The organism is Novipirellula rosea (genome assembly GCF_039541335.1).
GTDB classification, from domain to species: domain Bacteria; phylum Planctomycetota; class Planctomycetia; order Pirellulales; family Pirellulaceae; genus Novipirellula; species Novipirellula rosea.
Map to the genome: position 1 here is coordinate 20,788 of NZ_BAABGA010000067.1, position 12,090 is coordinate 32,877.

5 protein-coding genes are annotated in these 12,090 nt (G+C 55.9%); 2 read left to right on the plus strand and 3 right to left on the minus strand.

Annotation, left to right across the window (positions count from 1 at the left end; genetic code table 11):
• Positions 1–133: 133 nt before the first annotated feature.
• A complete protein-coding gene (locus ABD971_RS24590) occupies positions 134–4,369 on the minus strand; it encodes a hypothetical protein (RefSeq protein ID WP_345326476.1) in 4,236 nt (1,411 codons plus the stop codon).
• Positions 4,370–4,407: 38 nt separating this feature from the next.
• The gene (locus ABD971_RS24595) at positions 4,408–6,582 is read right to left on the minus strand and encodes a hypothetical protein (protein ID WP_345326478.1); all 2,175 of its coding nucleotides are present in this window, start codon (positions 6,580–6,582) and stop codon (positions 4,408–4,410) included.
• Positions 6,583–6,885: 303 nt separating this feature from the next.
• Here ABD971_RS24595 and ABD971_RS24600 point away from each other — a divergent pair, with 303 nt between their 5' ends.
• Positions 6,886–9,549, plus strand: a complete 2,664-nt coding sequence (locus tag ABD971_RS24600) for a dockerin type I domain-containing protein (RefSeq protein WP_345326480.1) — start codon at positions 6,886–6,888, stop codon at positions 9,547–9,549.
• Between the two features lie 123 nt (positions 9,550–9,672).
• Positions 9,673–10,404: a hypothetical protein gene (locus ABD971_RS24605; RefSeq protein ID WP_345326482.1), complete on the plus strand. Its 732-nt coding sequence runs from the start codon at positions 9,673–9,675 to the stop codon at positions 10,402–10,404.
• Positions 10,405–10,726: 322 nt separating this feature from the next.
• Here the strand turns inward: ABD971_RS24605 and ABD971_RS24610 are convergent, their stop codons facing one another.
• On the minus strand, positions 10,727–12,088 hold the full coding sequence (locus ABD971_RS24610) for a DUF1501 domain-containing protein (RefSeq protein WP_345326484.1): 1,362 nt from the start codon (positions 12,086–12,088) through the stop codon (positions 10,727–10,729).
• Positions 12,089–12,090: the final 2 nt, after the last annotated feature.

The following is a 12,090-nucleotide window of genomic DNA, read 5'->3' on the forward strand; positions in this document are numbered from 1 at the left end:
GACGCGTGAGCGGCCGGGTTTTTAGCGTTACCCGATGTCTTACGTCCCGCGACTGACAACCGCGTTACCCGGTGCCTTACGGCCCACGGCTCACAAAAGTCGAAACTCTTGGCGACTTTCGCGACGGCCAAGCCTAGTCCGAAATTCGGAAGCGAACGCCACCGAGTTCCTCGGGAAAATCGAAGACCTTGGAATCAAAGATATCGTCACTGGTGAACCAAGGTTTGCCGTTGGGCTGACGATACATCTTCTCGGTCTCGGTCTTGTTCAGCGGACGTGCTCCGATGCGGCCAAAGACTGCGATCTGATTGCCGCTCTCATCGACCGCACGATCACGGTCCATCCCACGGCTGATCGCTAACGCGTGTCCGTTCTTTGGCAACTTGTAACTGGCGACCAGATACGGCTGCGGACGAGGACTAAAGCCATCGTTTCCGTGCACCTCGGGACTCGTTAACTGGATCACTCGCAAACCGTTTTTACCATCGGCGACGTAGGCAAATTGGCTGACGTTGGTAATCCCAAGCTGGACATCGTGTGCATCGTTGATGCAACCGTTCGCGTCATAGATTTGATCCACATGGGCACGTAGCGGATTCTCGACATCCAAAATCGCGAGCCCATGTTTTCCAGCGGCAACATACGCATAAGTCCGTGCCACGTAGATGCCATGCGCATCTTCCAGTGGAACGTGATGAACCACGTGCGGGTGGGCAAGATCGGTGCAATCAAGCACCTTCACCCCTTCTTTGTCGGTGACAAATCCGTATCGGAACTGAACTGCGACGCGGTGCGGGTGCTCAAGTTCTTCGTGCCCAATCACACTGGTGATTTTCGGTTTTGTGGGGTCATCCAAATCGACCACCACCAGTCCTTCTTCGCAACAGATGTAGGCATACGTCCCGACGATCGAGATCGATTCGGCTCCGTCCAAAATCCCATCCGGATTGAACGTTAACGCTCGTTCCAAAAAGTTGTTCAGCGGATTGCCGTCCAGCAGCGTCCCGGCACCGACCAAGATCAGACCTTCTTCTTTGTCGGTCACATAAATGTAGGCATAGAGCGGATGCACTGCGGACTCTTCATTCGCAGGATCTTGTTTGCGAGTCGGATCGGGTGCAATCGTGCTCGGTGCAGCGACGCCGGTAGCATGCTTGGTTCGCACATAGAAGCGTTGTCCCAGCGGCGAGACTGGCGCGGTTGTGATCCGCTCGCTAAACGCCTTGTGATCGATAAACGCGATGTCAAAGACGCGGAAGCCACCTTCACCACAGGCGGCATAAATGTACTCGCCACGATGCTGCAGATCTAAAATTTCTGGCTTGCGATAACGCAGCGATAAGGTTTCTAAGATGTCACGCCCCGGATGCTCGTGGCTGTGTTCGAGTTCGCGGTCGTGCTCGAGATGTTCTTCGTAGTTGTCTGGATACGCAAGCTGATGCAGCGAGCTTCCGATCACCGCCTGCGGTTCGGTGGTCTCGGTCACGACAACGGCTTCAAAGCCATGCTCACCCGCAGCAACGTAACAGTACTTGCCAATAAAATTGGTGTATCCCGTTCCTTGCATCAACAACTGAGTCATGATCGCGTTGTTGTCGTTATTGACCGAAAGATGGCAATCAGTACAGCTTTTGGTTTCGTAAACGCCGCCATGGCCGGGATCGGTTTCGTTGATCAATCCGGCGCCACCGCGAACCGTATGGGGAACATTGGTGCTGAACGCAATGCCGCTCATTCCATCGCCACTGATCGTTTGTTGCTGCGTGTAGATCGCTTCGCGGTTGGCGTTGTAGCTGGTCACGTGAATTGCACAGCTACTGCGTGCCGGACCGATTCGATTTCCCGTCACCGTTCCATCGCGAGCGAGCATAAAGACATCGTCGCGTAACGTTTGAAAGTTATAGCTGGTTCGGTTTCGCGTGACGTCGCCTTCGTTATGAAGTTCCGGCGACTTGATGTTGGCGCGTTGTGGCAAATGGCATCCGAAACAACTCGGGTTCCACGAGCTATGGCAAGCGATGCACGACATATTTTCGTTGCGATGGGCACACGCCAATAGATCCTCAGTGCTCGTGCCGCCCCAAGTCGGACGTCCATCGGCGCCCATCCGTACCGTCTTGGCGGCGTGCGAACGCGCGTTGTAGTCAGGATGGTCCGGACGAACGGTATCGGCCGTTTGTTTGACTTCCCAAAACAGATCCGGTTCAACGGTACTGCGTTGGATCAATCGTGGCGGTTTTCCAGGTTCACGCAAGATCTCGAAGCGTGGTTTGTCAAAGGTGGTGCCGAGCGTCAACAGATTCGTGCCACCTTCGGGCGCCGCCGGACCGCTGGTTGGCAATCTCGCCACTTCGCCAGCCTCGAGTTGTTTGTCGACTTTTTCGACCAGCGATTCTTCGGCCGTGCCGTGGCAATCAATACATTGAATCTCGATCGCCGCGCGGACTTCGCCATACAGTTTCGTATTGCCGTGACTGTCTTGATAGAAGTGACAATCGACACAGTGCATCCCTTTTTCCATATGGATGTCCTGCATATGAACCGGCGCATCGGGGCGGCAACGTCCAACCTCTTGTTCGGTGGGCGTGGACGGCTTGACCGCCTCTTGAAGTTGTTCGGTCGACACCTCGGGTAGCCGATCGTTCTTCCAATCCAACAACGTGCCGTGACGGTCTTTCTTGAACACCGCTCGGTATACCCAACCGTGACCATGGAAATCTGCGAACTGGGTGTGTCGCAAATGAGGATTCAAATCGCTGACATTGGCTAGGAATTCAGGGTCGCTCCAGTGCCCTCGCGCGGCCGCTTCGTTCGGGTTGGACTCAGTCGCACGCATGTATTCTTCGGCGGTCAATTCCTTTTGTTCTTCCGGGTACATCAACTCGCCATCGGTTTCGTTATCCCACCACATGTAACCGAGATAACTGTTCAACACGTTGGTGCCGGGGTGAATGTGACACACCATGCACTGGCTTGTCGGCATTCGCAATTCGAATTTGTGTTGGATCGGATGTCCCGGTTGATCCTTGCGAATGGTCGGGTCGATGTATTTGACCCATTCATCTCGCTCGGCCGCCGCGGTGCCATTGTTACCGTACTTTGCCAAGAATCCGCTGGCGGTGGGACTGCGATCGTTCGCGTATAAAACGTGACACGCGCTGCAGCCGCTACTGCGATAGTCGCCGGGGTGGTCATTGGTGCCGAGAAAGTTCAGTGTCGGATCGAGCAGTCGTGTTTTTGCCAAACCGATGTAGACAGGGTCGGTCCGGTTTTCGGTTCCCAGCCCCCGCAAACTCAAACGTTCGCGTGGACGACCGGGTTCTTCGAGTCGTTCGGGAATCCCGATCTCGGGCCGAAAGCGACCGCCGCGCTCAAAGATCCGCAGTACGTTACCGGGCTGGCTGACCTGATACGGAATCAACGGGTTCAGCGACGCCAGCACGCCCTTGTGCCGCATTTCGTATTCCGTCGGCGGCGGTACGGTTTGCATGATCTGAGGCTTGCCGTTCATGCTATACGATTCGCCATGCTGAGGTCGCTTGTCCCCCGTGGCACCGTTGTTGTAAAGAGCGGCCCCCCACAACATGCACCCGTTGGTCATCATGCTCTTGCGAAGCTGTAGCACTTCGTTCGCGTGACATTGTCCGCACGCGATATGGGCAACGCGTAAATCACCCGGGTTCATAAACCGAATGAACTCGGGCGACTCGTGATTCAAGATCGTGTAACTGCGAACGGGATTGCCCGAGTCTTTCCAGGCCGGTCCGTACTGAGGCCAAACATGGGCGGTGCGAATGTCGGTCGCGGTGGCATCGCCACCGTGACAATCGGTACACCCGATTTGAATCGAGTTCACGGGATGCATGTGGCCCACATCGGTGTGGCAATGAATGCATCCGACGCTTTTCGCATGGGCATCGGCGGCGGTTTGGCGAGCAAGATCGTCAAAGCGGAGGTCTTCGGGAATCGGATAAGACGCATTGTCCGCGATCCCCAAGCGGCGTGCTAAATCCCAGGGATCTTCACCGCGACGTCCGATGTCCGGTTCACTCGCTCCGGCAACGCGTGCTTTGCCATGGTAGCTTCCCGCGGGAAAAGGAATTTTCTGTGCCGGGATATTTTCGGGCGGAATGTTGGGTGGCCCCGCAGTGACGCCCCCCGCAGTGACGATCGGAGCGGCAATCGAATCGGTGGCGGCGACCTGCGCCACGACCGGAGATTGGATTGGCGTTTTTGACTCGGACTGACGACTCGACTTCAGAAAATCACGCAGCGTTGCGATTCGCTGCTGAGGCGATTGGGCCCATCCAGCCGATGACGTCGCCAGACAAACAAGAAAGGTCAGCTGAAAGATACGTCGGCAGTTCATCAATCCATTCACCCAATCACTGCCAGCGTATTTGCTAGCTAGAACTCTAGGACCAGTTCGAGGAAGCCCGCCACGTGGTTGCGGAGCTCACCGTCGAGGTTCTGGTATAGGTCTTCCAATCCATTGCCGCCAATGAGTGTCGCGAGACCACCCAATAACAGAATGTTATTATTTAGCAGCGGACGGTATTCAAGGCCAGTGCTAATATCGGTGCCGATGAATTTGTGGACTTCTCCTGTGAAGAGATAGGTTTCCAGTGACGAGGTGTCTTCGAACCACAGAAAGTTGCAATTGTTGATGGTTTTCAGCCGCGGGGTAATGTCGGCGTCCAAACCTAGGTTAAACAGGTGCAAACCGGGATTAACGAAGTTGGTTTGCCCTTGGAATTTGCTTTGCCGCATGCTTGGATTCAGACTCAGCCGATTGGTCAGCTCGACGCCAAACAGCCGGATGCCTTGGCGTCCCCAGTAGCTGAATTCATTTCCGGCAAAGTTGGGATTGGCAAAAATCGCGTCAAATCCAGTCGCTTTGTCGTCGTTGGTGTCGCTGTCGCCTGAATTGAACAGATACGACGTGCGGAACCGAACCCAGTCGCGGTCATAGGACAGTTCAATCGCGGCCATGTAGGCACTGATGTCCACTTCGCGACCGGCGATTGGATTGAGCTCATCGCGGCCGAACACGTAATAAAACGCGCTGCTGACGTTGATCCGCTCCATGTGCCCATTGTTTGCGACACCGAAATAGTACGAGCGTACATCATGCGGCTGGAAAACACCGACCGGATCGGGACGAACGAGGAAATTGTTCTCGTCGAACTCAAACGAGGCCCGGTCGTGGTTGGCGTGAAATGAAACACTCGCGGTGTTACCGGGATACAAAAAATCCTGGCGATAGTAGTTCGCGATCCAGGTATTTTGGTTGCGATCGTCATCGATGACGTTCAACAGACTATTGGTTTCTTTCTCGGTTTGATCGAACCACATCAAATTGAATTGATCGCGATTGCTGTGTCGCGTTCCGAATAAACGAACGCCGCGATTGATATCCGCAAAGATAAACCCGCGGAAATCGCTGACAAACGGCTGGCTGCCGACACGGACCGAGGCAAAGTCGTAATACGGGCTGAGGTCAGAGATTTTCGATTCAAAGAACCATTCTTCGAGTGCAAAATCGTCTCGATGGCGACTCGTTCCCGCACGAACATCGGGGCTGACCACGCCTAATTCATCCGCAACCAAATGATTGACATTGTGAACCAAATTCAGCCGAAGTCGCCAATCGTTGGGTTTGAACGACGTGTTGCCGTGGAACAGGTCGACCGCAAAGGAAGTGTATTGAGCGGCGAGAAACGAATCAGGATCCCCAAAAAATCCGACTGCTCCTGGGTTGCGAGTCGCCTCGAACGGGGTCGTCGGCGTCGGCAATTGACGGCCTTCGAGCAGCGTCAAACTCTTGCCTTGCAACTTCAAAAACGTGTGCTGACCGATGATCGGATAGTCACCTTTGAGCACGTTTTGGTTGTACGGATCCCAAAAAGCGCCTTCGACACCTAAGTAATCATCGTTAAGCGGATGGCCTTTGCCGTAGCGGTCCGCATCGGGTTGCCCAAGTCGCCAACGATCCTCGACCGGAATAAAGTGGCTGCTGGTTTGATGCTCGGTCGGCAGCACGCCGCTGGGGCCTGTGAATCCGTACGGTGCATCGCGGGCGGCGACATACAGCGGATTGGTATCATCGAGGAGGTCTAGATTGATCCGCGGCAATTCGTGTGCAGGTTCGAGCGGATCACGCAGCACCTTGGGACGGATCTCGGCATCCCGTTCCTCGACATCCCGTTCCTCATCATCCTGGAATGGATCGACGTCACTAGCGTCCGCATCGGGTCGGATCTCTTTGATGATCGAATCGGATGCTTGACGGACAGTATTGCTCAGCAGATCTCGAAACGAATGCTGCGAACGCGACTCACTGGGCTCACTGGGCACTTCAGCCAAAGCTTGCTGGTTCGCCAGAACAGCTTGTTTTCCGGCGTCGGCAGTTGGCTTCGACGCTTCGTTTCCACCGGCCCCTTTTCCACCGGCCCCAAGCAGTTCTCTCAGCGTGACGCGGCTTTCAGTTGGGGAATCCACACCTTCCTCGGCGCGCACACTCAGCCCAACCCAAACCAGGTTCAAGGCGATTGCGACTGTGATTCCCCGAAGATCAATCATGTTTGTTCTGTATTCTTCCTCATTCTTCCTCGCCTCTGCAGCGACACGGGACGGGCTGTGACTGCCCCCCTTCACCCAACTCGCTCGCTAACGTTATCGGCCGAAAGTGGGGGTTCGCTTTGTATCGTTTGGTGAAAACGTGCGGATTATTCCGGTAGGCCGGTGCTGCAAATTCGCAATCTGCTTCGACTTGGCCGTCAACCGAACTAAGATGGGGGGAGGTAGAAATTGCTAGCCGATTTAAAGTGCCCCTCGCATCCTGTTTGCTCCACCCCGTTTTTTTGCGGCGAAATTGTGAATTCTATGACTGCATCGTCCCTCGGTCGTTCAAAAGCAAAACGACGTCTCGTGGCCGAACGGCTCGAGCAACGCCATTTGATGGCGGGGGGGGACGCGCTCGGGTTGCACAACGACCAGCTGCCGGCCGATGTGAACCTGGACGGGTATGTGTCCACTCTCGATGCATTGGTGGTCGTTAACTATTTGCAGCGAGTCGCAGGCGTGGACGAGTCGTCGGCGCAATCCACGCAGGCCGAAACCGAAGCAGCCGCCACGTCCCCCTCGATGGTCGATGTCGACAACAACGGCCACGTTAGCGCGCTCGACGCGCTCGTCGTGATCAATCATCTCAATCGCATGGGCATCGGTGAATCGACTGCGCTCGCCGAGTTGCCAACGGCTGATTTTGCGAATATCGCCAAAGCCAGCCAAGTCGATAGCGATGGTGTGTTCCAAGCCGCCAGTGACGAGTTTTTCGCATCGCTCAATGCCGCCGAAAGTCTCGGTGACCAAAACCTGCTCGAAGCGAGTGATGTCCAAACGCTATTGAAGCGTGCTTCGATGGCCACCAGCAGCAACGATGCGATCATCGCGGTGGTCGATCGCAACGGCCGAATTCTCGGCGTCCGAGTCGAAGACAGTGTCAATGCGGACCTCGTCAATGATCCCGAACAGCTCGCCTTTGCGATCGATGGCGCCGTGGCCAAAGCTCGCACCGCAGCATTCTTTAGCAGCAACGCCGCGCCGCTGACCAGCCGTACGGTTCGCTTCATCAGCCAGTCGACGGTCACTCAGCGAGAGGTCGAATCGTCGCCCGTCAGCGATGACCCCGCCTATCGCGGACCTGGATTCGTCGCACCGATCGGCGTCGGTGGCCACTTCCCACCCGAGGTGAACTTTGCCCCGCAAGTCGACTTGTTCGCGATCGAACACCAAAGCCGCGACAGCCAACTGCATGCCGGCGCCGACGGGATCACCGAGTCGACAGCCGTGACGAAGGACGACCAAACCGAAATCACCATCACGGGCGATGACTTTGTGCTCGGTTCGCGATTCAACGCCGATCCTGCATATGTGCCGCGAAACGCCGATCAATTCTTTCAAACATGGCCCGAGTCCTACGGCGTCGCAACCGAAACGTTTCTGGACAGCCAATCCCGCGGCATCGCAACGTTGCCTGGTGGCATTCCGCTTTATAAAGCGGTCACCAATCCAAATGGCTCAACGCCCAACGTGCCGCTCAGCGAATCATTTAACTTGGTCGGCGGAATCGGCGTTTTCTTCCCTGGCGAAGATGGCTTTGCCACTCACGAACAAGGGTTCCAGCACGCCAGCGAGCGAGGTGGCACTGCTCAAACCGAAAAAGAACGCACCAATGCATCGAAGGTGCTCGAAGCCGAATTCACGGCACTGATTGCCGCCGCCGGCACGGGACTGGTGGGACCCTCGGCATTCGTTCGCGACTTGAGCGAATTCAATAACGCCCTGCCATCGCTTCCCGATTTCTTCTTGCCCACCGGTCGCATTGACCTCGTCGGCATCACGCTGGAAATCTATGGACCGCACCCCGATCCATCATTCCGCCAACCGGGTATCGATCGTCTGATCCAAGTTGGACGTTCGCTCGGTCGAGGCAGTGATTCGGGTGAAAACAAAGTCGTCAACGGAGACGGCGACACATTGCTCGCCGGACAATCGGTCCCCGAAGGCTGGTTGGTGGCACCGCATGATTCGGCCGTCGATACCGAATTGACCGCCGAACGAGTCGAGCAGATTATCCTCACCGGCGTGAACGAAGCCGACCGCACGCGGGCGGCGATTCGATTGGATATCGACAACAACTTCCGTCCCGGTGCGAAAACACGCATGGTACTGGCAGTCGCGGATACAAACGGCGAACTGCTGGGACTTTACCGAATGCCCGACGCGACCGTCTTTTCGATCGATGTCTCGATCGCCAAGGCTCGCAACACTGCCTACTACGCCGACGCCGATGCACTGCAAGCAATCGACCGCATCGACTTCAATGGCGACGACGTGTTCGGACCGATTACCCAGTCGCTGGAAAACGCTTCGGGTGACACCGTGCCACTGGGCACCGCACTGACCAACCGCACCTTCCGTTTTATTGTCGAACCTCGCTATCCGACCGGTTCCAACGTCGATCCGTCACTTGCTGGTGGCTTGCAAAACGACTCGGCTGCGGACCTGTGTGACCAGAAACCTGGAGCATGCCAGCAAATTGCACCGCACAGTATTCTGCGGACTGCGGGAATCAATCCGGTCACCGCCGAGAATATCGTCAACGATCAACCGCTGGATTTTGACGTCTACGGAAGTACAACCACCAACAGCTTCTTGGCGTTTGATGCCTTCAACCCAAGCCGCAACTTCCGCGACCCAGGTGACGCCGTCGTCGTGGCTGGCACCAATGAGGTGCAACCGCTAGCAAACCAAAACGGCATCGTTTTCTTCCCCGGCAGCACCCCGCTTTACATCGGCAACTCGCAAACGACGCTCGTTGGCGGTTTTGGCGTCAGCGGTGACGGGGTCGATCAAGACGACGTGGTCACCTTTGCCGGGCAACAAGGATTTGATCCCAACGCCTCGATCCGCGTTGATCAATACGTTGTCGGCGGCGTACGGCTGCCATTCCAGAAATTCAATCGCAACCCATTTGCTAGCTAGCGCCGCGATAAACCTTGCCGGTTGTTCTAGCTGTAATGGATAATTCGATTCCCCGCGTCAAGGTGGTGCGATTGTGCCGATCTTTTGGCAAGGCGTTTTGTTTTCTTGCCAAACGGATGGATGATGAATATCTCGAATCGACTTCGATCGATCGCCACGGTGTCACTCGGCGTCGCGATGAGTCTGGCGACCGCTTCCGGCAGCGTTGCCCAATCTCCCCGCTACCACGACGACGCGTTGTATTACCAGGGAAGTGAGATCGTCGACAACGAGATGCCTCACTACGAGATGCCTCATTACGACATCAACGAGTACGAGATCGCGGAGGACCATGCCTACGTGCACGAGCATGCGTCAGAGCATACGACCGAGCACGGGCACGAAGAATTCCACACTTCGCACCACGGCATTTGCCTTGATCCCGGCCATCCACGCAAACCCAAACACGAACAACCGGGCGACATCAATCGCGGCGATTGTCCCCCCAAGCGATATCGGATGGACGATTGTGCTCGAGCGGGCAATCCTCACTGCGTCGCCCCGTGGGCCAAATGCAGCCCCAACAAAAAATACAGTGCATGGTTCGTCGGCGGTGGAGCCGCATTTTCAAAGGTCCCCGATCTGCATCCGGGTCTATTGCACCGAGGCCGCGACCGCAAAACCAATGCCGACCATGGCTACGGCGAAGGCACCTGGGGAATGGATTACAGCGGCTTGTTTGGTCACGCCAATGTGTGGCTGAAATACACCTGTGGGCGAAAACAGGGTGGCGAGGGAGAATATCGAACCGATGGTGAACCGAAAGTAATCGCACGCGTCAAATCGCTGTTCGAACATGACCACGGACATCACTAGCGAGATTGCGATGATCGCTCGGTTGGCGCCGGTAAGATACTATTCGGAAATAACTTCGTGATTCCAGTTATGTTACAAATCACGCGGGAAGTGTTTTCTTTGTAGTGGACGAGGCAACGAGTCCTGTCGTGCCACGAAGTCGCTGGGACTCGTTGCCTCGTCCACTACCTCCAATGCTGGCCGACCTACGCACATTCCAGCAAAGCTCTAGCAGAACGGCCCAAGCGTCACCGGAGGCTTCATGTCGTTCGAGTAACATCTTGAAATGACGAAGTTATTTCCGAACGGTTCCTAAATGCACCAAAAGTCTTGGCGACTTTCGCTACGCCAGGATTTCTTTGACAACGCGGCCGTGCACATCCGTCAGCCGAAAATCACGTCCCGCATGACGGTAGGTCAGCCGGGTGTGATCGATTCCCATTTGATTCAAAATCGTCGCATGCAAGTCGTGCACATCGACTTGTCCGCGGACGATCGATTTTCCGATGTCATCCGTTTCACCGTGAACGATGCCCGCATTGACGCCTCCGCCCGCCAGCCAAATCGAAAAGCAATCGCCGTGGTGGCCGCGTCCGAACTTGCCTTCTTTCGTAGGCGTGCGTCCAAATTCGGTGGCCCATACGATCAAGGTTTCGTCCAACATACCACGTTGCTTCAAGTCGCGGATCAGTGCCGCGAGCGGTTGGTCCGACGCCTTGGCCAGCGGCTGATGTTCTTTCATGTCGCCGTGCGAATCCCAATTGGGGCGTGAACCGCTATCGACAAGCTCGATGAACCGCACGCCGCGTTCGGCCAAACGTCGAGCAACGATGCATTGCCAGGCAAAACTTTGCGTGTCGCCTCGCTTCAGTCCGTACATGGCGTGCGTTTTGTCGTCTTCTTGCTGAACATCAAACGCTTCGGGACCAGCGGTCTGCATGTGAAAGGCGGTCTCGTAACTCTTGATCCGAGCCGCGAGTTGGGAATCGTCACTGCGGCCGGCAAGATGTTGACGGTTCAACACGTCGGCTAGCTGTAACTCCATTTGCTGGATCTTTTGCTGGGTGGTTTTGGCGCCCAAGTTCGCGATCGGTTCCTTGCCTGGAATCACTCGTGTTCCCTGGTGATACGCCGGCAAAAAATCGCTGGCGTAAACTTGAGTCCCACCGTACGGCAGGTGCGGCGCGATCACGATGAACGAGGGCAGGTTTTGATTGACGGTGCCCAAGCCATAACTGAGCCACGATCCCATGCTCGGCCGCGTGAAGGTTGCCGACCCCGTGTGCATCCCGACCGCCGCTTCGGTGTGATCAAAGTGCGCCGACTTCATCGATCGGATCAAACAGATGTCTTGCATCGAATCGCGAAGGTGCGGAAACAGATCGCTGACGATGGTTCCACATTGCTTGTTCGCGCTCGACGGAAACACGCTGCCCATCAACTTGTCTTTGCCGCTGCCGTCACGGCCTTTGCCAGACGATTTTGGATCAAACGTGTCGATATGCGAGACACCGCCAGTGGCAAACACCATAATGATCCGTTTGGCCTTGGCCGGAAAATGCGGTGGTTTCGGCGTCAACGGTCCGCTCGGTAGCGACGTGGGTTCCTCGGCCGCCATCAATTCGGAAACGATGGCTGGGAACAAGATTGAACCGCCAATCAGCGAGCGGATCGAGTTGCGACGCGTAACGCGAGGTAGATTCATCG

What these genes read in the sequence shown, in the direction of transcription:
- ABD971_RS24590 (WP_345326476.1), bottom strand. Translation starts at nt 4,369, where the DNA reads ATGAACTGCCGACGTATCTTTCAGCTGACCTTTCTTGTTTGTCTGGCG.
- ABD971_RS24595 (WP_345326478.1), bottom strand. Translation starts at nt 6,582, where the DNA reads ATGATTGATCTTCGGGGAATCACAGTCGCAATCGCCTTGAACCTGGTT.
- ABD971_RS24610 (WP_345326484.1), bottom strand. Translation starts at nt 12,088, where the DNA reads ATGAATCTACCTCGCGTTACGCGTCGCAACTCGATCCGCTCGCTGATT.
- ABD971_RS24605 (WP_345326482.1), top strand. Translation starts at nt 9,673, where the DNA reads ATGAATATCTCGAATCGACTTCGATCGATCGCCACGGTGTCACTCGGC.
- ABD971_RS24600 (WP_345326480.1), top strand. Translation starts at nt 6,886, where the DNA reads ATGACTGCATCGTCCCTCGGTCGTTCAAAAGCAAAACGACGTCTCGTG.